The organism is Serratia sp. OLAL2, assembly GCF_002752475.1.
GTDB lineage: Bacteria > Pseudomonadota > Gammaproteobacteria > Enterobacterales > Enterobacteriaceae > Serratia > Serratia bockelmannii.
In genome coordinates, this window is record NZ_MSTL01000016.1 from 153,944 (window position 1) to 176,176 (window position 22,233).

Sequence of the window (22,233 nt, forward strand, 5' to 3'; positions counted from 1 at the left end):
ACCACGCTTAGCCCTGCCGTCTCGCGACGTCTGCATGGCGTGAACGGCTATTGCCCGTCAAATTTAAAACAAACCGGGATTAACCGAAGTTCAGTACAGGTGCCGCGGCCCTTCCCGCCCGGTAACAAGACTTACTTACAAAGAATCGAGCCGACAATATATGCCTTTTACTCTTGGTCAACGCTGGATCAGCGACACGGAAAGCGAATTAGGACTGGGCACCGTCGTGGCGCTGAACGCGCGCATGATTACCCTGCTTTTCCCCGCCACCGGTGAAAACCGCCTCTATGCCAGAAATGATTCGCCGATCACCCGCGTGATGTTCAACCCGGGCGATACCGTCAGCAGCCACGAGGGATGGCAGCTGCAGGTGGAAGAGGTGAAAGAGGAAAACGGTCTGTTGACCTATATCGGCACCCGCCTGGACACCCAGGAAAGCGGCGTGGCGATGCGCGAAGTGCTGCTGGACAGCAAACTGACCTTCAGCAAGCCGCAGGATCGCCTGTTCGCCGGCCAAATCGACCGCATGGATCGTTTCGCGCTGCGTTTTCGCGCCCGCAAATACCAGAGCGAGCAGTATCGCCTGCCGTTCGCCGGCCTGCGCGGCATGCGCGCCAGCCTGATCCCGCACCAGCTGCACATCGCTCATGAAGTCGGCCAGCGCCATGCGCCGCGCGTTCTGCTGGCGGACGAAGTCGGCCTCGGCAAAACCATCGAAGCCGGCATGATCATCCACCAGCAACTGCTGGCGGGCCGCGCCGAGCGCGTGCTGATCGTGGTGCCGGAAACGCTGCAGCACCAGTGGCTGGTGGAGATGATGCGCCGCTTCAACCTCTACTTCTCGCTGTTCGACGACAGCCGCTACGCCGAAGCCAAGCTCGACAGCAGCAACCCGTTCGAGACCGAACAGCTGGTGATCTGCTCGCTGGACTTCGTGCGCCGCAACAAGCAGCGCCTGGAAGAGCTGGCGGACGCCCAGTGGGATCTGCTGGTGGTCGATGAAGCGCACCACCTGGCCTGGAGTGAAGAAGCGCCGAGCCGCGAATATCAGGTGATCGAACAGCTGGCCGAGCATATCCCCGGCGTGCTGCTGCTGACCGCCACCCCGGAACAGCTGGGCCAACAGAGCCACTTTGCGCGCCTGCGCCTGCTCGATCCGAACCGTTTCCACGACTACGGCGAGTTCGTCGCCGAACAGCAGAAATACCGTCCGGTGGCCGACGCCGTCACCCTGCTGCTGAGCGGTGAACGCCTGGCCGACGACAAGCTGAACCTGCTGGGCGAGCTGATCGACGAGCAGGACATCGAACCGCTGCTCAAAGCGGCCAACAGCGAAGGCGACAACGCCGAGCAGGCGCGCCAGGAGCTGGTGGCCATGCTGATGGATCGCCACGGCACCAGCCGCGTGCTGTTCCGCAACACCCGCAACGGCGTGAAGGGCTTCCCGCACCGCAACCTGCACCAGATCAAGCTGCCGTTGCCAACCCAGTATCAGACCGCGATCAAAGTCTCCGGCATCATGGGTGCCAAGAAGTCCGTCGAAGCGCGCGCGCGCGACATGCTGTACCCGGAGCAGATCTACCAGGAATTCGAAGGCGAAAACGCCACCTGGTGGAACTTCGACCCGCGCGTCGAGTGGTTGCTGGACTACCTGCTGGCCAACCGTAACGAAAAAGTGCTGGTGATCTGCGCCAAAGCCGACACCGCGCTGCAGCTGGAGCAGGTGCTGCGCGAGCGTGAAGCGATCCGCGCCGCGGTGTTCCACGAAGGGCTGTCGATCATCGAGCGCGACCGCGCCGCCGCCTACTTCGCCTCCGAAGAGGAGGGCGCGCAGGTGCTGCTGTGTTCCGAGATCGGCTCCGAAGGCCGCAACTTCCAGTTCGCCAGCCAGCTGGTGATGTTCGATCTGCCGTTCAACCCGGATCTGCTGGAACAGCGTATCGGCCGTCTGGACCGTATCGGCCAGATGCACGATATCCAAATCATGGTGCCTTACCTGGAGCACACCGCACAGGCGGTGCTGGGCCGCTGGTTCCACGAAGGGCTCGACGCCTTCGAACACACCTGCCCGACCGGCCGCACCATCTACGACAGCTGCTACGAGCAGTTGATCGGCTATCTGGCCGCGCCGACCGAGCAGGAAGGCCTGGACGAATTCATCCACGCCTGCCGCCAGCAGCACGATCAGTTGAAAGCGCAGCTGGAACAAGGCCGCGACCGTCTGCTGGAGATGCACTCCAACGGCGGCGACAAAGCCCAGGCGCTGGCCGCCGCCATCGCCGAGCAGGATAACGACGTCAACCTGGTAGGCTTCGCGCTCAACCTGTTCGACATTGTCGGCATCAATCAGGAAGACCGCAGCGACAGCCTGATCGTGCTGACGCCGTCCGACCATATGCTGGTGCCGGACTTCCCGGGCCTGCCGCAGGACGGCTGCACCGTGACCTTCGACCGCGATCAGGCGCTGTCGCGCGAAGACGCGCAGTTCGTCAGCTGGGAGCACCCGATCATCCGCAATGGCCTGGATCTGATCCTGTCCGGCGATACCGGCAGCTGCGCGGTGTCCCTGTTGAAAAACAAAGCGCTGCCGGTTGGCACCCTGCTGGTTGAACTGGTCTATGTGGTGGAGGCCCAGGCGCCGAAACACCTGCAGCTGACCCGCTTCCTGCCACCGACGCCGATCCGCATGCTGATGGATCGCAAGGGCACCAACCTGGCGGCGCAGGTAGAGTTCGAAAGCTTCAACCGTCAGTTGAACGCGGTCAACCGCCACACCTCCAGCAAGCTGGTCAATGCCGTGCAACAAGACGTGCACGCCATGCTGCAGCAGGCGGAAAGCCTGGTGGAAGCGCAGGCGCGCCAGCTTATCGAACAGGCGAAGCAAGAGGCGGACGACAAGCTGAGCGCCGAGCTGGCGCGTCTGGAAGCGCTGAAGGCGGTCAACCCGAACATCCGCGACGACGAAGTCGAGACGCTGGAGTTCAACCGCCGTCAGGTGCTGGCCAACCTCAATGAAGCCGGCTGGCGTCTCGACGCCATTCGACTGGTGGTGGTCACCCACCAATAACCGGCGCGATGCGGGGAGGCCACCGTCTCCCCGTTCGGCCCTTTTCGCGGAGCCAAGATGGAACCCTACAATCCCCCGCAGGACCCGCTGCACATCCTGTATCAGGATGAACACATCATGGTGGTCAACAAGCCCAGCGGCTTGCTGTCGGTACCCGGCCGCGCCCCGGAAAACAAAGACAGCCTGATGACCCGCATTCAGGCCGATCATCCGGCCGCCGAATCGGTGCACCGGCTGGATATGGCCACGAGCGGGGTGATCGTGGTGGCGCTCAACAAGGCCGCCGAGCGTGAGCTAAAGCGTCAATTTCGCGAACGCGAACCGAAGAAATCCTATATCGCCCGCGTTTGGGGACATATGGCGCATGATGAAGGGTTAGTGGATTTGCCGCTGATCTGCGACTGGCCGAACCGGCCGCTGCAAAAAGTGTGTTTTGATACCGGCAAAGCGGCGCAGACGGAATATCGGGTGCTGTCGCGCGACGCCGACGGCAGCACCCGCGTGAAGCTGACGCCGATCACCGGCCGCTCGCACCAGCTGCGGGTGCACATGCTGGCGCTGGGACACCCGATCCTCGGCGACGGTTTCTATGCCCCGCCGGAAGCCAAAGCGATGGCGCCGCGGCTGCAGCTGCACGCACAGGAGTTGCGCATCACCCACCCCGCCTTCCAGACGCCGATGCACTTTCGCGCCGAGCCGGATTTCTGAACCCCATGTTAAACGGGCCCGGCATGCCGGGCCCGCTTTCATCGCTTATTTAAAACCTTTCTCGCGTTTGATCAGGTCGTACGCCGCCTGGATCTCCTGCGCTTTCTGCTTGGCCATTTCCATCATCTCCGGCGGCAAGCCTTTCGCCACCAGCTTATCCGGATGGTGTTCGCTCATCAGCTTGCGGTAGGCGCGTTTGATGGTGGCGGCATCGTCGCTGCTGCGCACGCCAAGCACCTTGCACGCATCGTCGAGCGTCGGGCCGCGCTGAGCCTGCTGATAGCCGCCCTGCGAATACCCGCCCTGCTGACCGCCGCCGAACTGACGCCCGCCCTCCATCATGCTGAGGAACTGATCGAACTGCGCGCGCGAAATGCCCAGCTCTTCGGCGATGACATACAGCACCTGACGTTCGTTCGGGTGCAGCGAGCCGTCGGCGAACGCCGCCTGTATCTGAATTTCCAGAAACATCCGAATCAGATCGAAGCGGCCGAAACAGATACTGCGGAACTGCTGCAGCGTCTCACGCAGCGGGAACTGGCTCTGTTTGCCCTCGCGGAACGCCTGCTGCGCCGCGGTGCGCGCTTCGCCGTGCAGCTGAAGGCGATCCATAAACAGGCTGGCGATCTGAATATCCGCCTCGGTGACGCGTCCTTTGGATTTGGTCAGGTGGCCCATCACCTGAAAAGTGGTGCGGAAAAACAGCGTTTGCCGCGTTTGCTGGTCGGTGAAAAACCCCCGACTGCGCTTGTTGCTGCGCGCCGTATCGATCATATGACCGATAATCAGCCCCAGAACTACACCCCAGAATCCCGCGCCAGACCAGATGGCGACGATGACGCCGAGCAGTTTTCCCCAATACTGCATATACTCCTCAATTATCATGCCGAAAGCCGCCCGCTCTCCTCCGTTTCAGGAAAGGGCGCAGGCGATTTTTCCTAGAATTTGGATTATCATACCTGTCATTTATCTTTGCGCCTAACGACGACGCAAGTAAACGGCTGGATTTAGCACTAGCGCAACGCAGATGAGTAATATAGTCTCTGACCGTTTGCCGGACACGACGCCTCTGATGACGGAACACCAAAACCGCGTATGAAAAAAAGTTTCCCAACACTGCTGGCCACGATGATTTGGACGGCACTCTACAGTCAGCATGCGCTGGCTGATCTGGCCGAGCAATGCATGCTTGGCGTTCCCGTTTACGACAAGCCTTTGGTCAGCGGCGATCCGAACAGCCAGCCGGTGACCATCAATGCCGATGACTCGCGCGCCGACTACCCGAAAAGCGCCCTGTTCAGCGGCAACGTGCATATCGAGCAGGGTAACAGCACCCTGACCGCCAAAGAAGTTGAGCTGAACCAGACGGAAAACCCCGGCCAGACGGATCCGGTGCGCACCGTCACCGCTACCGGCGACGTGCACTACAGCGACAATCAGATCAAACTGAAAGGCCCGAAGGCCTGGTCGAACCTGAATACCAAAGATACCGACGTCTATGAAGGCGACTACCAGATGGTCGGACGTCAGGGTCGCGGCGACGCCGACAAGATGAAAATGCGCGGCGCCAACCGTTACACCATCCTGGAAAACGGCACCTTTACCTCCTGCCTGCCGGGCGACGACAGCTGGAGCGTGGTCGGTTCCGAAGTGATCCACGATCGCGAAGAGCAGGTGGCGGAAATCTGGAACGCCCGCTTCCGCATCGGCGGCGTGCCGGTGTTCTACAGCCCGTACCTGCAATTGCCGGTCGGCGACAAGCGCCGTTCCGGCTTCCTGATCCCGAACGCCAAGTACGGCAGCAACAATGGCTTCGAGTTCATGTTGCCGTACTATTGGAACATCGCGCCGAACTACGACGCCACCATCACACCGCACTATATGTCCAAGCGCGGCCTGCAGTGGCAGACCGAGTTCCGTTATCTGGTGCAGCCGGGCCTCGGCCTGATGGAGTTCGACTGGCTGCCGGACGACAAAGAATACGGCAAAGATCATGACGACAACAAACGCTGGCTGTTCTACTGGAACCATAACGGCGTCATGGATCAGGTATGGCGCTTCAACGTCGACTACACCAAGGTCAGCGATTCCAAATACTTCACCGATCTGGACTCCAAATACGGTTCCACCACCGACGGCTACGCCACGCAGAAATTCAGCCTCGGCTACGCCAACGAAAACTGGAACGCCACGCTGAGCTCCAAGCAGTTCCAGATCTACGACGACACCGATCGTTCACAGTCGGACTCGTATAAAGTTCAGCCGCAGCTGGACCTGAACTACTACAAGAACGACCTCGGCCCGTTCGACTTCCATATTTACGGCCAGGCGGCCAAGTTCACCAGCGTCAACCCATATAGCCCTGACGCCACCCGTCTGCATATGGAGCCGACGCTGAGTCTGCCGCTCACCAACGGCTGGGCCAGCCTGAACACCGAAGCCAAGGTGATGGCGACCCACTACCAGCAGGATATTCCTGACGGTTTCGCGGCCAACTACCAGAGCCGCAAAAACGCTGCCGCGCCGGAGCTCGATGATTCGGTCAACCGCGTACTGCCGCAGTTCAAAGTCGACGGCAAGCTGGTGTTCGAGAGGCCGATGATCTGGGCCGAGGGCGCTACCCAGACGCTGGAGCCGCGCGTGCAGTACCTGTATGTGCCGTACCGCGACCAGAGCAACATCTACACCTACGACACCACGCTGCTGCAGACCGACTACTCCGGCCTGTTCCGCGATCGCACCTACAGCGGCCTGGATCGCATCGCTTCGCAGAACCGCGTCTCTACCGGTTTGACCACCCGCATTTATGATGACGCCCTGGTTGAACGTTTTAACGCTTCCGTGGGTCAAATCTACTACTTCAGCCGTTCGCGTACCGGTGACCAGATGACCGGTTACGACAACAACGACGATACCGGCAGCGTAGCCTGGGCCGGCGATACCTATTGGAAAATCGACGATCGTTGGGGCCTGCGCGGCGGCCTGCAGTACGACACCCGCCTGAACAGCGTCTCGCTGGGCAACGGCGTGGTGGAATACCGCCAGGACGCCGAGCGCGTGGTGCAGTTGAACTACCGTTACGCCACGCCGGAATATATCCAGACGGCGTTGAACACCAAAACGGTTCCGGCCTTCCAGGACGGCATCTCGCAGGTGGGTATCACCGGCAGTTGGCCGATCGCCGATCGTTGGGCGGTGGTCGGGGCGTACTACTACGACACCCGCGCCAAACAATCCGCCGATCAGTTGGTGGGGCTGAAGTACAACACCTGCTGCTGGGCGGTGACGCTGGGCTATGAGCGCAAGATCACCGACTGGAACAACAGCAACAATACCAGCGTTTACGACAACAGAGTTTCGTTCAACGTCGAACTGCGCGGCCTGAGCAGCGATCATAGTCTCGGCTCCGCAGAAATGCTGCGCTCCGGCATTCTGCCGTATCAGCGCGCATTCTGACGCTTTGCAACACTTTGAAAACGAGAACTTTCACCCGCATTTGCGGATTACATAATGGGAAATGTATGAAGAACTGGAGAACGCTTATTCTCGGATTGGTGGTTTGCGCCAATGCCGCGTTCGCAGCACCCCAAGAAGTGGATAAAGTCGCCGCCGTCGTGGATAACGGCGTGGTACTCGAAAGCGACGTCAACGGTCTGTTGCAGTCAGTCAAGCTCAACGCCCAGCAGGCCGGCCAGCAACTGCCGGACGACAAGACGCTGCGCCATCAGATCATCGAACGCCTGATCATGGATAACATCCAGCTGCAGATGGCCAAGAAAATGGGCATCACCGTGTCCGATGCCGATCTGGACAAGGCGATCGCCAACATCGCCGCGCAAAACAAGATGAGCGTCGATCAGCTGCGCAGCCGCCTGTCGTACGAAGGGTTGAACTACAACACCTACCGCGCGCAGATCCGCAAAGAGATGCTGATCTCCGAAGTGCGTAACAACGAAGTGCGCCGCCGCGTCACCATCCTGCCACAGGAAGTGGACGCACTGGCCAAACAGGTGGGCGCACAGAACGGCAGCGACACCGAAATGAACATCAGCCACATCCTGATCCCGCTGCCGGAAAACCCGTCGCAGCAGCAGGTCGACAAAGCCGAAGAGCTGGCCAAACGTCTGGTGGGTGAGATCAACAGCGGCGCCGACTTCGGCAAGCTGGCGATCACCTACTCCGCCGACTCTCAGGCGCTGAAAGGTGGCAACATGGGCTGGGGCAAACTGCAAGAAATCCCGACCCTGTTCGCGGAACGTCTGGTGAGCGCCAAGAAAGGCGACGTCGTCGGCCCAATCCGTTCCGGCGTCGGCTTCCACATCCTGAAAGTGAACGACATTCGCGGCGCCAGCCAGTCGGTGTCGGTCACCGAAGTGCACGCCCGTCACATCCTGCTGAAACCTTCAGTGGTGCTGACCGACGACCAGGCTCGCGCCAAACTGCAATCCGTGGCGGAAGCGATCAAGAGCGGCCGCGCCAAGTTTGCCGACGAAGCCAAACAGCTGTCGCAAGATCCGGGTTCTGCGATGCAAGGCGGCGATCTGGGCTGGGCTTCCCCGGACATCTACGATCCGGCCTTCCGCGATGCGTTGCTAAAGCTGAGCAAGGGTGAAATCAGCGCGCCGGTCCACTCCTCCTTCGGTTGGCACCTGATCCAGCTGCTGGATACCCGTCAGGTGGATAAGACCGACGCTGCGCAAAAAGACCGTGCTTACCGTATGCTGTTCAACCGTAAGTTCGCTGAAGAAGCGCAGACCTGGATGCAGGAACAGCGCGCCCAGGCTTACGTGAAGATCCTCGATGGCAGCGATGCACAGCAATAAACGCGTCGTCATTACCCCCGGCGAACCCGCCGGGGTGGGGCCGGATTTGGTAGCCGCGCTGGCGCAACAGGATTGGCCTGTTGAGCTGGTGGTGTGCGCCGATCCGGCCCTGCTGCTTGAACGCGCCAAGCGTATGGGCCTGCCGCTGACGCTGCGCGACTACCAGCCGCAGCAACCGGCCGAAGCGCAACGCGCCGGCACGCTGACCGTGCTACCGGTCCCGCTCGCTCACCCGGTTACCGCCGGTGAGTTGAACGTCGGCAACAGCGCCTACGTGGTGGAAACCCTGGCGCGCGCCTGCGACGGCTGCCTGAACGGCGAGTTCGCGGCGCTGATCACCGGCCCGGTGAACAAGGGCGTGATCAACGACGCCGGCGTGCCGTTTATCGGCCATACCGAATTCTTTGCCGATCGCAGCCGCTGCGATCGCGTGGTGATGATGCTCGCGACCGAAGAGCTGCGCGTGGCGCTGGCGACCACCCACCTGCCGCTGCTGGCGGTGCCGGGCGCCATCACGCAGCAGAGCCTGTTCGAAGTCATCCGCATCCTCGACCACGATCTGAAAACCAAATTTGGCATCGCCCAGCCGCACATTTACGTTTGCGGTCTGAATCCCCACGCCGGGGAAGGCGGCCATATGGGGCACGAAGAGATAGATACCATCATCCCGGCGCTCGACGCGCTGCGCGCTGACGGCATCCATCTTGTCGGCCCGCTGCCGGCGGACACCCTGTTCCAGCCCAAATATCTGCAAGATGCCGATGCGGTGCTGGCGATGTATCACGATCAGGGGCTGCCGGTGCTAAAATACCAAGGGTTCGGCCGCGCGGTGAATATCACCCTCGGTTTGCCTTTCATACGCACCTCGGTCGACCACGGTACCGCTCTGGAACTGGCCGGCACCGGCACCGCCGATGTCGGCAGTTTCCAAACGGCCCTGAATCTCGCCATTAAAATGATAATTAATTGTAATGAATAACAGAGTCCACCAAGGGCACTTTGCCCGCAAACGCTTTGGACAAAACTTTTTAACCGATCAGTTTGTCATCGATAGCATTGTCTCCGCCATTCACCCACAGCCGGGCGAAGCGGTGGTTGAGATCGGCCCCGGCCTCGGCGCGTTGACCGAGCCGGTCGGCGCACGCATGGACCGCATGACGGTGATCGAACTGGACCGCGATCTGGCCACCCGGCTGGAGAACCACCCGCGCCTGAAAGACAAGCTGACCATCCACCAGCAGGACGCCATGACGGTGAATTTCGCCGAACTGGCCGAGGAAGCTGGCCAACCGCTGCGCGTATTTGGTAACCTGCCGTACAATATTTCGACGCCGCTGATGTTCCACCTTTTCAGCTATACTCAGGCAATCCGCGACATGCACTTTATGTTGCAAAAAGAGGTGGTCAACCGTCTGGTGGCCGGTCCGAACAGCAAGGCCTACGGGCGTTTGACCGTGATGGCGCAGTACTACTGCAACGTCATTCCGGTGCTGGAAGTGCCGCCGACCGCGTTCGCGCCGCCGCCGAAGGTCGATTCCGCCGTGGTGCGTCTGGTGCCGCACACCGAGCTGCCGAACCCGGTGGGCGACGTGCGCATGCTGAGCCGCATCACCACGCAGGCATTCAACCAGCGGCGGAAAACCATCCGCAATAGCCTGGGCGACCTGTTCACGCCGGAGCAGCTGACGGAGCTGGGCGTCGATCCTTCGCTCAGAGCAGAAAATATTTCTGTGGCGCAGTACTGCAAGCTGGCGAACTGGCTGTCAGCCAATCCGGCGCCGCAGCAATAAGGAGTTGTTGTCATGATTGATTCGCCCCGCGTGTGTATTCAGGTTCAGAGCATCTATGTGGAATCACAGTCGATCCCTGAAGAAGAGCGTTACGTCTTCGCCTATACCATCACCATCCGCAATCTGGGGCGGACCGACGTGCAACTGTTGGGCCGTTACTGGCTGATCACCAACAGCAACGGCCGTCAGACCGAAGTCCAGGGCGAAGGCGTGATCGGCGAACAGCCCGTCATTCCGCCCGGTGGCGAGTTTCAGTACACCAGCGGCGCCATTCTGGAAACGCCGCTGGGCACCATGGAAGGCCATTACGAAATGGTGGACCATCAGGGTCAGCCGTTCCGCACCGCTATTCCCGTGTTCCGCTTAGCCATTCCAACGCTGATCCATTAACTATGTCGACATACCTTATCGGCGACGTTCACGGCTGTTTCGATGAACTGAAGTCGCTGCTGGCTCAGGCTGCTTTCGATCCCGAGCGCGATCAACTGTGGCTGACCGGCGATCTGGTGGCGCGCGGCCCCGCCTCGCTGGACGTGCTGCGCTATGTGCGCTCGCTCGGCCCGGCGGTGCGCATGGTGCTGGGCAACCACGATCTGCACCTGCTGGCGGTTTACGCCGGCATTAGCCGCAACAAACCCAAAGATCGCATCACGCCGCTGCTGGAAGCGCCGGACGCCGACGAGCTGATCAATTGGCTGCGCCGCCAACCGGTGCTGCAGGTGGATGATGAGCAAAAGCTGGTGATGGCCCACGCCGGCATCACCCCGCAGTGGGACATCGACACCGCGAAAATGTGTGCTCGCGAAGTGGAGGCGGTATTGAGCAGCGACAGCTATCCGCTGTTCCTCGACGCCATGTACGGCGACATGCCGAACAACTGGGCGCCGGAGCTGAGCGGCCTGGCGCGCCTTCGTTTCAGCACCAATGCGCTGACGCGCATGCGCTACTGCTTCCCCAACGGCCAGCTCGACATGATCTGCAAAGATGCGCCGGGCAGCGCGCCGGCGCCGCTGAAACCGTGGTTCGAGCTGCCGCGCCTGGTGGATCCGGAATACACCATCATCTTCGGCCACTGGGCCTCGCTGGAAGGCAAGGGTACGCCGGAGGGCGTGATCGGGCTGGATACCGGCTGCTGCTGGGGCGGCGATCTGACGATGCTGCGCTGGGAAGACCGCCGTTACTTCACGCAACCCGCCAATCGCGGCGAAGCGCCTGACCACGCCGGCAGATTAGCCGCATCCTGAAACGATAAAGGCGGCCCGGTGGCCGCCTTTGTTCTGTATTGATTGCCGCCTTACGCTCCAATCACTCCGCCATCTTCACGCGTGATCATCAACACCGATGAACGCGGGCGCGGGCTGTTGTTCGGGAAGTGCGAATCGCCCTCTTCTCCCGGATGCTGTACGTTGACGAACATCGTCTTGTAGTCCGGGGTGAAGGTGATGCCGGTCAGTTCGCAGGACTTTGGCCCCACCATGAAACGGCGGATCTCGCCGCTGACCGGATCGCCCACCAGCATCTGGTTGTTGCCCTGCCCGACGTAATCGCCCTTGTTGCTGTACTTGCCATCGGTGAGGATCCACAGGCGGCCGGTGCGATCGAAGCCCAGCCCGTCCGGGCTGTTGAAGGTATTTTCCGCCGTGATATTCGGCGTGCCGCGGTTGACGCCTTCGGGGTGGGCGATCGGGTTGCCGCACAACGCATAGATGTCCCAGGCGAAGACGTCGGCGGTGGCGTCGCCGCCCTCGTCCCAGCGAATGATTTGCCCGTAGATATTGTTCGGTCGCGGGTTGGCGGCGTTCAACGGCATCCCTTCCTCGCCGCGCTTGCTGTTGTTGGTCAGCGTGCAGTACGCGCGCCCGTCATGCGGGTTGACCGCGATCCACTCAGGGCGATCCATCTTGGTGGCGCCGACCTGTTGCGCCGCCTTGCGGGCGAAGATCAGCACTTCGGCCTCGTCGCGGAAGCCGTTCTCCGGCGTCAGGCCGTTCTTGCCGAACTCGAGCGCAATCCAGCGCCCTTTGCCCTTCAGCGGCGTGCCGGCTTCGTCGCCGTCGAACTGCGCCACGTACAGCGTTCCCTCGTCCAGCAGCGTGCGATTGTTGGCCGGATTGGCGGCGTCGACCACGCCTTTGGAAACGTACTTATAGATATGTTCACCGCGCTCGTCGTCGCCCATATACACCACCAGACGGCCGTCTTTGGCCACGGTCACCGCCGCGTTTTCATGTTTGAAGCGGCCGAGCGCGGTGTGCTTGATGGGCGTCGAGGTCGGATTCAACGGATCGATCTCGACGATCCAGCCGTGGCGGTTGAATTCGTTGGGATTCTTCGCCACATCGAAGCGCTCGTCATAGTCCGGCCAGTTGCGCTCCGGTTCGTTGACCTTCAGCGTGTAGCGCTTCTGTTCCGGCGTGGTTCGATAATCGGCCTGACGGGTGCCGAAATAGGTGTCGAAGTTTTCCTCGCAGGTCAGGTAGGTGCCCCACGGCGTCTTGCCGTTGGCGCAGTTGCCGAAGGTGCCCAGCACCTTGCGGCCGCTCGGATCGGCGGCGGTCTGCAACAGCGGATGTCCGGCGGCCGGGCCGCTGAATTGCATCTCGCTGTTGGCGGTGATGCGGCGGTTATAGCGCGACGGGCGCTCCACCGCCCAGCGCTGGCCGTCGCCGACCCGCTTGACCGCGACAATGGAGACGCCGTGCGCCGCCTGCGATTTGCGCACCTCTTCCAGGCTGGTGGCCTTGGCGCCGCCGTGGGCGAACAGGTACTGCTCGTTAACGTATTCGTTATTGATGGCCATCACGCCGTGATTGTCATCGATAGGGAAGAAGCTCATGCCATCGTTGTTGTCGCCAAACTGTTTTTCCTGATCGGCGGCGCTGTTGTTGCCCTGCGGATCGAAGGCCGGCGCGCCGTCCACCAGCGGCTCGCCCCAGGAGATCAGCACCTCGGCGCGGTAGCCTGGCGCTATCGTCACTTCATCGGCGGTAGACGCGGCGATGCCCCGGAAACCCAGCAGCGTGTTCGGCGGCAGATCCTCGGCTAACGCCTCGGCGGAGACCGACCAGATGCCGCCGCCGAGAAAACCGGCCAGGCCGACGGCGCCGGCGCTGCCGAGCAGCAGCTTGCGGCGAGTGGGATCGATCAGGCGGTCGGCGTCTAATTGCTCAATTTGCTTGGTCATAACGTGGTTACCTTTTTAGTTATGGCGCCGCGGTCAAGATTCACCAGAGTTGCCGTGGCGCTCGGAGTTGGGCTTCATACTAATCAGGTAATGTGACGGAAAGGTTACGAATGACCGGCGCAAAAAGACCGGGGGCGCAATTGCTTGCGCCCCCGGGGATAGCTGGCTAACGCGCTGAAATCAGCGGCGCTGCAGGATTTCGAAGCAGTAGCTGTGCGAGTTCAGCTCGTCGGCGTCGTGGAATTCGCTGAACGTGGTTTCCCACTCGTCCGGCTCGTAATCCGGGAAGTGAGTATCGCCGCCGACTTCGGCGTCGATGTGCGTCAGGTACAGGCGATCGGCGCGCGGCAGCAGCTGGGTATAGATGCGCCCACCGCCGATCACCATCACTTCTTCCACCTCACCCGCGGCGGCCAGCGCCTCATCCAGCGAGGTCACCCAGGTCACCCCGGCGGCATTGCCTGGGCGGCTGCTCAAAACGATATTGTGGCGGCCCGGCAGCGGGCGGCCGATGGACTCGAAGGTCTTGCGGCCCATAATAACCGGCTTATTCAACGTGTTGCGTTTAAACCACGCCAGGTCCGCCGGCAGGTGCCACGGCATGGCGTTTTCCATGCCAATAACGCGATCCGCCGCCAAGGCAGCGATCAGGCTGATAATCATTGTTTAACCCTGTGTAGGCAGCAAAATTGGTGACACTATACGTAAAGGCCTGAGTGCCGTCGATAGGCTAATCAAGCAAGATGAATATATAAGATAGCTCTTATCAGCATATCTAATAACCAACGATCGCCCACCGGGAAATTTCACACGCCGGGGCGTTTGCGATACAGCCACAGGCCCGGTAACGACAGGCCGATCGACAACGCGCCGACGATGAAACTGGCCTTGAGGAAGTTGGTGATCATGGTCTCCATCAAGGCTTCGCTGTAGCCAAGATGCGAGATCTCTACCACAGTTATCATCGCGGTATAGGCGGAAATGCCGGGGAACATCGGGATCACCGCCGCCACGGTGAATACCTTCGGATGCGCCAACAGCCAGCGCGACCAGTAGATGCCGATGATACCGATCAGGATCGCCGCCAGCAGCGACGCCCACTCGATATTCATGCCAGCGTGCATCATCAACATGCGCGAGCCGCGCCCGATTGCCCCGAGCAACGCGCAATAGCGCAGCGCACGCAGCGGTACGTTGAACACCATAGCGAAGCCCAGCGCCGGTACCGCCGCCAACAGCATCTCCTGCAACAATGCCCACAGCAGATTCATGACCACCCCCGCAGATCCCACAGCGACATCGCCATCACCACCCCGATGCAGGTCGCCAGCGTCAGCAGGCTGGCCATCGCCCAGCGCGCCAGCCCGGTGTTGACGTGCCCCTTAAACATATCGGCCACTGCGTTGATCAGCGGGAAGCCCGGCACCAGCAACAGCACGCTGGCGGCCATCGCCACGCTCGAGGTCTCTTTAAACGCCGGTAGGCGCAGCAGCAGCCCAGATATCGACGTAGCGACAAACGCCGTCAGGCAAAAATTGATCAGCGGATTCATCTGGCGGGCGGTGAGGATCTGGCGCACCAGCATCGCCGCGCCGCTGGCGATAAAGGTCACCAAAAAGGCGTCGCCGCCGCCGCCGTTGAGCATGCTGAAACATCCACAGGACAGGCCCACCATCAGCACCACCAGCCAGCGCGGGTAGCGCAGCGGCCGGATCCTTTCAAAGCGACGCGCCACGTCGTGCGCATCCGCCAGGCGATGCTCGGCGAGGATCACGATATGCTGCACTTCGGTCACCACCTGCATATTGATGCCGCGATCGACATTCTTGCGGGTGGTGGTCAGGCAGGCGCCGTGGCTGAGGGTGGTCAACACCACCGCATTGGCGGAGATTGAACTTTCCACGCTGTCCATCCCCAGCGCCAACCCCAGGCGGGTCGACAGCTGTTCCACCACCGTGCTCTCGGCGCCGTGCTGCAACAGCAGCAGCGCGCATTGAATGCACAAGCGGGTAATTTCACGCTGTTGCCGGTGCGGCTCCGGCCTCTCTGTGGCGGTAGTCTGCTGCATGGTGCTCCGTCGCTGGCGGTAGATGAATTATTATCATAGAGCCTAACAATACCTCATTGGGTTGATGCGCATCAGAGGAAGCGGCGTTATTATCGCCAGAACTCTGTCTTTTGCGCGAGACGCTCCCATGCTTGAAACTTCGCTGTTCGTCGCCGGCATTGCCGCCCTCGGCATGCTCTCCCCCGGCCCGGATTTTTTCCTGGTGATCAAAAACGCCGCCCGCTATCCTCGGCTAGCCGCCATGATGACCGCATTCGGCGTGATATGCGGTGTCGCCACCCACATGTCCTACTGCGTCGCCGGGCTGGCGGTGGTGATCACCACCACGCCGTGGCTGTTTAACCTGCTGAAATACGCCGGGGCGGTCTATCTGGTGTGGATCGGCATCCAGGCGCTGCTGTCGCGCGGCGGCGGCAAAATGAACGTCAGCAATCTGCCGCAGCAGCAGGTCAGCCTGAAGAGCGCCTTTGCGCAAGGCTACCTGTGCAACCTGCTGAACCCGAAAGCCACCCTGTTCTTCCTGGCGGTATTTACCCAGGTGCTGCAGATCGATTCCGGCCTGGGCGACAAGCTGTGGTACGCGGGGATTATTCTCGGCCTGTCGGTCATCTGGTGGCCGCTGCTGGTGTTCCTGATCCAAAGCGGGCCGGTGCGCCGCGGGCTGGAAAAGACGCAGAAGGTCGTCGACAAATTGCTGGGTGGCATGCTGATCGCCTTAGGGATCAAGGTCGCGTTGAGCTAAGCAAAAAAACGGGGCGCCATTACGGCGCCCCTGCTGTTATCCTTTGGCTTCCACCACCTCATCTTCCGGCGCCTTGCCGTCGATACTGCCGCGCCAGCCGGTCTGCTGCACCCGCGACAGCCGATTCTGATCCTGCTCGATGGCCGCACTGAGCATCTCCTTGGCTCGCTGCAGGCTGGCGATACGGAATTCAGTATCCTGATAATTCTCCAGCGTGTCTTCCAACATCTTCAGGTTATAGCGGCGGAACGTGTCCGCCTTCTCGCGCGCCTCATAGGCGTCCAGCCCCAGCAGTTCCAGCGTTTCACGGCCGATGCGCAGCGAGCTTTCGAAAGTTTCGCGCTCCGGTTTTTCCACCCCTAGCTGCCGCAGCTGATACCAATGATCGACGTCGCGCGCCCGCGCCACCACCTTCAGATGCGGGAAGTGCTGCCTGGCCAGCTCGGTTAACGCCAGGCTGTCTTCCACATCGTCGATGGCGTTGATCAGCACCTTGGCGTGAGCGGCGCCGGCGGCCTCCAGCAGATCGGCCCGCGTGGCGTCGCCGTAAAACACCTTGGTGTCGAATTTGCGCAGCGTTTCAATATGGTCCGGATCGTGATCCAGTACCACGGTGTGCACGCCGTTGGCCAACAGCAAGCGGCCGGCGATCTGGCCGAAACGGCCGAAGCCGGCAATGATCACGCTGGCATTCTCGTCGTCGATGACGTCAGCCGGGCGCTCCTCTTTCGGCGCATTTTTTTCCAGCTGCGCGGCGATTACCAACAACAGCGGCGTGGCCGCCATCGACAGCGCTACCGCCAGCGTCAGCGACTTGGCCCATTCGACCGGCAATACGCCGGCCAGCTGCGCGGCGCTGAAAATCACAAAGGCAAACTCACTGCCCTGGCCCAGCAGAATGGCGAACAGGCCGCGCTGGCGCTTCGGCACCCCGAGCAGCGGCCCAATCAGCCACAGCAGCGCCGCCTTGATCAACATAAAGCCCAGCAGCAGCGAGGCGATCAGCAGCGGGTGATGGAACAGGGTGCCGAAGTCAATCGACATGCCAACGCCGATAAAGAACAGCCCCAGCAGCAACCCCTTGAACGGCTGAATATCGCTCTCCAGCGCGTGACGGTATTCCGAGCTCGCCAGCAGTACCCCGGCGAGGAACGCCCCCATCGCCATCGACAGTCCGGCCATCTCCAGCAGGATGCCAAAACCGAACACCAGGAACAGCGCCACGGCGCTGAACACCTCGCGCATGCCCGAACGGGCGACAAAGTGCAGCAGCGGGCGGGTGACGTAGCGGCCGAGCAGCACCACCATCGTCAACGCGCCCACCACCTTGGCCGCCGACAGTACGAAAGCGCCCAGCGTGGTGGTGGCGCCGCTGCTGGCGAGCAGCGGGATCATCGCCACCAGCGGGATCGCCGCGATATCCTGGAACAGCAGCACCGCAAACGCACTGCGGCCGATTGGCGACGGCGTCAAATTACGTTCGCTCATCGCCTGCATGGCGATGGCGGTAGATGAAAGCGCCAGCGTCAAACCGATCAGCAGCGCCACCTTCCAGTTGAGGCCGAGGAAGTAACAGAAGGCGCTCAGCGCCAGGCCACAGCCCACCATTTGGATGCTGCCGCCGCCGAACACCGAGGCGCGCAGCGTCCACAGCCGCTTGGGATCCAGCTCCAGGCCGATGATAAACAGCATCAGCACCACGCCGATCTCGGCGAAGGTCAGGATCGACTCGGCATCCGACACCAGCTTTAGCCCCCAGGGGCCGATAATACAGCCGGCGATCAGGTAGCCAAGCACCGAGCCCAGCCCCAGGCGCACCGCGATCGGCACGAACAGCGCCGCGGAGCCGAGGTAGATCAGTCCCTCGATCATCATGTGATGGTTATCCATGGCTGGCCTCCCGGGTTTCCGCTTCGGCATGTTCCATCAGGTAGTCAACCAACCGCTGGCGGTAGGCTTCGCCGGCGGCGAGCAGCGCCGGCTCGTTGCAGGTAAAGGTGTTGTGCACGGCGAAATAAGGTTGCCAGTTCATGCCGCAATAGATCGCCGTAGCCTGCAGCGGCTGCGCCAGCGTAGCGAAGTTAGGAAAGTCGCCCAGCTCGAAGTGGTGCTCGTCGCCGCCGCTGGTCACTGCCCACAGGCAGTCTTTACCCACCAGCGCATTGCCGTCGTGGCCGTAGGCCCAGCCGTGCTCCAGCACTTTGTCGATCCACAGCTTCAACAGCGGCGGGAAGCTGTACCACTGCATCGGATGCTGCAGCACCACCAGGTCGGCGCGCTCCAGCGCCTGTTGCTCGGCGTTGATATCGATATTGAAATCGGGGTACAGCTCATACAGCGAGCGCACCTCTACCTCGGGGAGATCCCTCACCGCCTGCAGCAGGCGCTGATTGGCATGCGAATGCCGGGGATACGGGTGAGCATAAATTATCAGAATCATTGTTATCGTCGTTCCTTCGTTTCTTGCCAATACACCAAGCATATACCAATCGCACAGAGTGACAGTTTGCCCACTGATTGATAGCGGAAATTTTTAACGCCAGCCGACAAATTCGCTGAATAAAAAAAAGGCGCTGCATCTGCAGCGCCCTGGCATAACGTTCTCGCGCGGTTACTTGCCGATACGCGCGTGCATTTCCTGCACCGAAGTCACCTGCTCGGTCGGATCCGCTTTCAGCGCCATCGCGGTGGCAAAGCCGCCGTTCAGCGTGGTGTCGTAGTGCACCTTGTACTGCAGGGCGCTGCGGCGAATCAGCTTGGAGTCCTCAATCGCCTGGCGGCCTGCCGTGGTGTTGACGATGTAGGTGTACTCGCCGTTCTTGATACGGTCTTGAATGTGCGGACGCCCTTCGTGCACCTTGTTGACCAGGCGCGGGTTGATGCCCGCTTCGCCCAGCACCACCGCGGTGCCGTGGGTGGCATCCAACTCGAAGCCCTGCTTCAGCAGGCTGGCGGCCAAATCGACCACGCGGGCTTTATCGCCTTCGCGCACCGACAGCAGCGCGCGGCCCTGCTTCTTCATGCCCGAGTTGCTGCCCAGCATCGCTTTGGAGAAGGCTTCCGCGAAGGTGCGGCCTACGCCCATCACTTCCCCGGTAGAGCGCATTTCCGGCCCCAGAATCGGGTCGACGCCCGGGAATTTGTTGAACGGCAGCACCACTTCTTTCACCGAGTAGTACGGCGGGATAATTTCTTCGGTCACGCCCTGCTCAACCAGCGTTTTGCCCGCCATCACGCGCGCGGCCACTTTGGCCAGCGGCACGCCGGTCGCTTTGGACACGAACGGCACGGTACGCGCGGCGCGCGGGTTGACTTCAATCAGGTAGACTTCGTTGTCTTTCACCGCGAACTGCACGTTCATCAGACCGCGCACCTGCAGCTCGAACGCCAGTTTTTCCACCTGGCGACGCATCACGTCCTGAATTTCCTGGCTCAGGGTGTACGCCGGCAGTGAGCACGCGGAGTCGCCGGAGTGCACGCCCGCCTGCTCGATGTGCTCCATGATGCCGCCAATCAGCACGCGCTCGCCGTCGCAGATAGCATCGACGTCCACTTCCACCGCGTCGTCCAGGAAGCGGTCCAGCAACACCGGCGCATCGTTGGACACGCTGACCGCGGTCTGGAAATAACGGCGCAGGTCGGTTTCGTCATAGACGATTTCCATCGCCCGGCCGCCCAGCACGTAGGAAGGACGCACTACCAGCGGATAGCCGATGCCCGCCGCCTTCTCGACCGCCTGCTCGATGGCGGTAACGGTGGCGTTGGCCGGCTGCTTCAGGCCCAGGCGGTTGACCGCCTGCTGGAAGCGTTCGCGGTCTTCGGCACGGTCGATGGCGTCCGGGCTGGTGCCGATGATCGGCACGCCTGCGGCTTCCAGCTCACGCGCCAGCTTCAGCGGGGTCTGGCCGCCGTACTGTACGATAACGCCTTTCGGTTTCTCGATGCGCACGATTTCCAGCACGTCTTCCAGGGTCACCGGCTCAAAGTACAGGCGGTCCGAGGTGTCGTAGTCGGTGGAGACGGTTTCCGGGTTACAGTTGACCATGATGGTCTCGTAACCGTCTTCGCGCAGCGCCAGAGAGGCGTGCACGCAGCAGTAGTCAAACTCGATGCCTTGGCCGATACGGTTCGGCCCGCCGCCTAACACCATCACTTTCGGCCGGTCGTTGGTCGGGTTGGACTCGCACTCTTCTTCATAGGTGGAGTACATGTAGGCGGTGTCGGTGGCGAATTCCGCCGCGCAGGTATCCACGCGCTTGTACACCGGATGCAGACCGTGGCTGTGACGCAGCTTGCGAATTTCGCTCTCGGCGACACCGGCTAGCTTGGCCAGACGCGCATCGGCGAAGCCCTTGCGCTTCAACGTGCGCAGGAAGTCTTTGTCCAGGCCGTTGATGCCCGCTTCGGCTACCTGCTCTTCCAGGCGCACCAGCTCTTCAATCTGCACCAGGAACCAGCGATCGACGTTGGTCAGGTTGAAGACGCCGTCGACCGACAGACCGGCGCGGAAGGCGTCGGCGATGTACCAGATGCGGTCGGAACCGGCGTCTTTCAGCTCGCGGCGGATTTTGGTCAGCGCTTCCGGATCGTCCAGGCTCACTTTCGGATCGAAGCCGGTGGCGCCCACTTCCAGACCGCGCAGCGCTTTCTGCAGCGACTCCTGCTGGGTGCGGCCGATGGCCATCACTTCGCCGACCGACTTCATCTGGGTAGTCAGACGATCGTTGGCGCCGGCGAACTTCTCGAAGTTGAAGCGCGGGATCTTGGTCACGACGTAGTCGATGGACGGCTCGAACGACGCCGGAGTGCGGCCGCCGGTGATGTCGTTCATCAGCTCATCGAGGGTATAGCCCACCGCCAGTTTGGCGGCGATCTTGGCGATCGGGAAACCGGTGGCTTTCGACGCCAGCGCCGAAGAGCGCGACACGCGCGGGTTCATCTCGATGACGATCAGGCGGCCGGTTTTCGGGTTAACCGAGAACTGCACGTTGGAGCCGCCGGTTTCAACGCCGATCTCACGCAGCACCGCCATCGAGGCGTTGCGCATGATTTGGTATTCCTTGTCGGTCAGGGTCTGGGCCGGCGCAACGGTGATCGAGTCGCCGGTGTGGATGCCCATGGCGTCGAAGTTTTCGATGGAGCAAACGATGATGCAGTTGTCGTTCTTATCACGCACCACTTCCATCTCATACTCTTTCCAACCGATCAGCGATTCGTCGATCAGCAGCTCGTTGGTCGGCGACAGGTCCAGACCGCGTTCGCAGATCTCTTCGAACTCTTCGCGGTTGTAGGCGATGCCGCCGCCGGTGCCGCCCATGGTAAAGGAAGGACGGATAATGCACGGGAAGCCGACGTCAGCGGCTACCGCCAGCGCTTCTTCCATGGTGTGCGCGATGCCGGAACGCGCGGTATCCAAACCGATTTTCTTCATCGCCACGTCGAAACGGCGGCGGTCTTCGGCCTTGTCGATGGCATCGGCGGTCGCGCCGATCATGGTGACGCCGAACTCGGCCAGCACGCCTTGACGCTCCAGCTCCAGCGCGCAGTTCAGCGCCGTCTGGCCGCCCATGGTCGGCAGCACCGCATCCGGGCGCTCTTTTTCGATGATCTTGCGCACCACTTCCCAGTGGATCGGCTCAATGTAGGTCGCGTCGGCCATCTCCGGGTCGGTCATGATGGTCGCCGGGTTGGAGTTGACCAGAATGACGCGGTAGCCCTCTTCGCGCAGCGCTTTACACGCCTGGGCGCCCGAGTAGTCGAACTCACACGCCTGGCCGATAACGATCGGACCCGCGCCGAGGATCAGGATGCTTTTTATGTCTGTACGTTTTGGCATTTTTTACTGCTCCTG

At 61.4% G+C, this 22,233-nt stretch carries 17 protein-coding genes; 9 read left to right on the forward strand and 8 right to left on the reverse strand.

Annotation, left to right across the window (positions count from 1 at the left end):
• Window positions 1-160: 160 nt before the first annotated feature.
• On the forward strand, window positions 161-3,067 hold the full coding sequence (gene rapA, locus BVU99_RS09580; RefSeq protein ID WP_099816587.1) for an RNA polymerase-associated protein RapA: 2,907 nt from the start codon (window positions 161-163) through the stop codon (window positions 3,065-3,067).
• Window positions 3,068-3,124: 57 nt separating this feature from the next.
• Window positions 3,125-3,775 (forward strand): bifunctional tRNA pseudouridine(32) synthase/23S rRNA pseudouridine(746) synthase RluA, encoded by a 651-nt coding sequence (rluA, locus tag BVU99_RS09585; RefSeq protein ID WP_043135978.1) that lies wholly within the window; start codon window positions 3,125-3,127, stop codon window positions 3,773-3,775.
• A gap of 45 nt (window positions 3,776-3,820) precedes the next feature.
• Here rluA and djlA read toward each other — a convergent pair whose 3' ends face one another.
• Window positions 3,821-4,642: a co-chaperone DjlA gene (gene djlA / locus BVU99_RS09590; protein WP_025301546.1), complete on the reverse strand. Its 822-nt coding sequence runs from the start codon at window positions 4,640-4,642 to the stop codon at window positions 3,821-3,823.
• Between the two features lie 228 nt (window positions 4,643-4,870).
• On the opposite strand from djlA, the gene lptD reads away from it, so the two are divergent.
• The 6 genes from lptD to apaH all read left to right on the forward strand — a co-directional run bounded on the left by lptD (window position 4,871) and on the right by apaH (window position 11,632).
• The gene (lptD, locus tag BVU99_RS09595; RefSeq protein WP_043135981.1) at window positions 4,871-7,231 is read left to right on the forward strand and encodes an LPS assembly protein LptD; all 2,361 of its coding nucleotides are present in this window, start codon (window positions 4,871-4,873) and stop codon (window positions 7,229-7,231) included.
• A 65-nt stretch (window positions 7,232-7,296) separates the two neighbouring features.
• A complete protein-coding gene (gene surA, locus BVU99_RS09600) occupies window positions 7,297-8,598 on the forward strand; it encodes a peptidylprolyl isomerase SurA (protein ID WP_025301544.1) in 1,302 nt (433 codons plus the stop codon).
• On the forward strand, window positions 8,585-9,577 hold the full coding sequence (gene pdxA / locus BVU99_RS09605; RefSeq protein WP_060448277.1) for a 4-hydroxythreonine-4-phosphate dehydrogenase PdxA: 993 nt from the start codon (window positions 8,585-8,587) through the stop codon (window positions 9,575-9,577). Before surA ends, pdxA begins: the two co-directional genes overlap by 14 nt.
• Complete coding sequence (gene rsmA, locus BVU99_RS09610; RefSeq protein WP_025301542.1) at window positions 9,570-10,388, forward strand: 16S rRNA (adenine(1518)-N(6)/adenine(1519)-N(6))-dimethyltransferase RsmA; 819 nt, start codon at window positions 9,570-9,572, stop codon at window positions 10,386-10,388. The genes pdxA and rsmA overlap by 8 nt, the downstream gene beginning before the upstream one ends.
• 12 nt (window positions 10,389-10,400) lie before the next feature.
• Window positions 10,401-10,778 carry a Co2+/Mg2+ efflux protein ApaG gene (gene apaG, locus BVU99_RS09615; RefSeq protein ID WP_016929119.1) on the forward strand — a complete coding sequence of 126 codons (378 nt, stop codon included), beginning with the start codon at window positions 10,401-10,403 and terminating at the stop codon, window positions 10,776-10,778.
• A gap of 2 nt (window positions 10,779-10,780) precedes the next feature.
• Entirely contained in the window at window positions 10,781-11,632 is an 852-nt protein-coding gene (gene apaH / locus BVU99_RS09620) for a bis(5'-nucleosyl)-tetraphosphatase (symmetrical) ApaH (protein WP_043135986.1), read from the forward strand.
• A gap of 50 nt (window positions 11,633-11,682) precedes the next feature.
• Here apaH and BVU99_RS09625 read toward each other — a convergent pair whose 3' ends face one another.
• The 4 genes from BVU99_RS09625 to BVU99_RS09640 form a co-directional block, all read right to left on the reverse strand.
• Entirely contained in the window at window positions 11,683-13,572 is a 1,890-nt protein-coding gene (locus BVU99_RS09625; RefSeq protein WP_043135988.1) for a PhoX family phosphatase, read from the reverse strand.
• A gap of 180 nt (window positions 13,573-13,752) precedes the next feature.
• Window positions 13,753-14,235, reverse strand: a complete 483-nt coding sequence (gene folA, locus BVU99_RS09630; RefSeq protein WP_025301539.1) for a type 3 dihydrofolate reductase — start codon at window positions 14,233-14,235, stop codon at window positions 13,753-13,755.
• 143 nt (window positions 14,236-14,378) lie between these two features.
• Complete coding sequence (locus tag BVU99_RS09635; protein ID WP_015376621.1) at window positions 14,379-14,843, reverse strand: threonine/serine exporter; 465 nt, start codon at window positions 14,841-14,843, stop codon at window positions 14,379-14,381.
• Window positions 14,840-15,640 (reverse strand): threonine/serine exporter ThrE family protein, encoded by an 801-nt coding sequence (locus BVU99_RS09640; RefSeq protein ID WP_025301537.1) that lies wholly within the window; start codon window positions 15,638-15,640, stop codon window positions 14,840-14,842. Before BVU99_RS09640 ends, BVU99_RS09635 begins: the two co-directional genes overlap by 4 nt.
• A gap of 127 nt (window positions 15,641-15,767) precedes the next feature.
• Here BVU99_RS09640 and BVU99_RS09645 point away from each other — a divergent pair, with 127 nt between their 5' ends.
• On the forward strand, window positions 15,768-16,382 hold the full coding sequence (locus BVU99_RS09645; protein WP_025301536.1) for a LysE family translocator: 615 nt from the start codon (window positions 15,768-15,770) through the stop codon (window positions 16,380-16,382).
• Between the two features lie 36 nt (window positions 16,383-16,418).
• Here BVU99_RS09645 and kefC read toward each other — a convergent pair whose 3' ends face one another.
• The 3 genes from kefC to carB all read right to left on the reverse strand — a co-directional run bounded on the left by kefC (window position 16,419) and on the right by carB (window position 22,218).
• Window positions 16,419-18,272: a glutathione-regulated potassium-efflux system protein KefC gene (kefC, locus tag BVU99_RS09650; RefSeq protein WP_025301535.1), complete on the reverse strand. Its 1,854-nt coding sequence runs from the start codon at window positions 18,270-18,272 to the stop codon at window positions 16,419-16,421.
• Window positions 18,265-18,822, reverse strand: coding sequence for a glutathione-regulated potassium-efflux system oxidoreductase KefF (gene kefF / locus BVU99_RS09655; protein ID WP_025301534.1), 558 nt, complete (start codon window positions 18,820-18,822; stop codon window positions 18,265-18,267). The genes kefC and kefF overlap by 8 nt, the downstream gene beginning before the upstream one ends.
• Window positions 18,823-18,993: 171 nt before the next feature.
• On the reverse strand, window positions 18,994-22,218 hold the full coding sequence (gene carB / locus BVU99_RS09660; protein ID WP_025301533.1) for a carbamoyl-phosphate synthase large subunit: 3,225 nt from the start codon (window positions 22,216-22,218) through the stop codon (window positions 18,994-18,996).
• Window positions 22,219-22,233 lie beyond the last annotated feature (15 nt).

What these genes read in the sequence shown, in the direction of transcription:
- rapA (WP_099816587.1), top strand. Translation starts at nt 161, where the DNA reads ATGCCTTTTACTCTTGGTCAACGCTGGATCAGCGACACGGAAAGCGAA.
- rluA (WP_043135978.1), top strand. Translation starts at nt 3,125, where the DNA reads ATGGAACCCTACAATCCCCCGCAGGACCCGCTGCACATCCTGTATCAG.
- djlA (WP_025301546.1), bottom strand. Translation starts at nt 4,642, where the DNA reads ATGCAGTATTGGGGAAAACTGCTCGGCGTCATCGTCGCCATCTGGTCT.
- lptD (WP_043135981.1), top strand. Translation starts at nt 4,871, where the DNA reads ATGAAAAAAAGTTTCCCAACACTGCTGGCCACGATGATTTGGACGGCA.
- surA (WP_025301544.1), top strand. Translation starts at nt 7,297, where the DNA reads ATGAAGAACTGGAGAACGCTTATTCTCGGATTGGTGGTTTGCGCCAAT.
- pdxA (WP_060448277.1), top strand. Translation starts at nt 8,585, where the DNA reads ATGCACAGCAATAAACGCGTCGTCATTACCCCCGGCGAACCCGCCGGG.
- rsmA (WP_025301542.1), top strand. Translation starts at nt 9,570, where the DNA reads ATGAATAACAGAGTCCACCAAGGGCACTTTGCCCGCAAACGCTTTGGA.
- apaG (WP_016929119.1), top strand. Translation starts at nt 10,401, where the DNA reads ATGATTGATTCGCCCCGCGTGTGTATTCAGGTTCAGAGCATCTATGTG.
- apaH (WP_043135986.1), top strand. Translation starts at nt 10,781, where the DNA reads ATGTCGACATACCTTATCGGCGACGTTCACGGCTGTTTCGATGAACTG.
- BVU99_RS09625 (WP_043135988.1), bottom strand. Translation starts at nt 13,572, where the DNA reads ATGACCAAGCAAATTGAGCAATTAGACGCCGACCGCCTGATCGATCCC.
- folA (WP_025301539.1), bottom strand. Translation starts at nt 14,235, where the DNA reads ATGATTATCAGCCTGATCGCTGCCTTGGCGGCGGATCGCGTTATTGGC.
- BVU99_RS09635 (WP_015376621.1), bottom strand. Translation starts at nt 14,843, where the DNA reads ATGAATCTGCTGTGGGCATTGTTGCAGGAGATGCTGTTGGCGGCGGTA.
- BVU99_RS09640 (WP_025301537.1), bottom strand. Translation starts at nt 15,640, where the DNA reads ATGCAGCAGACTACCGCCACAGAGAGGCCGGAGCCGCACCGGCAACAG.
- BVU99_RS09645 (WP_025301536.1), top strand. Translation starts at nt 15,768, where the DNA reads ATGCTTGAAACTTCGCTGTTCGTCGCCGGCATTGCCGCCCTCGGCATG.
- kefC (WP_025301535.1), bottom strand. Translation starts at nt 18,272, where the DNA reads ATGGATAACCATCACATGATGATCGAGGGACTGATCTACCTCGGCTCC.
- kefF (WP_025301534.1), bottom strand. Translation starts at nt 18,822, where the DNA reads ATGATTCTGATAATTTATGCTCACCCGTATCCCCGGCATTCGCATGCC.
- carB (WP_025301533.1), bottom strand. Translation starts at nt 22,218, where the DNA reads ATGCCAAAACGTACAGACATAAAAAGCATCCTGATCCTCGGCGCGGGT.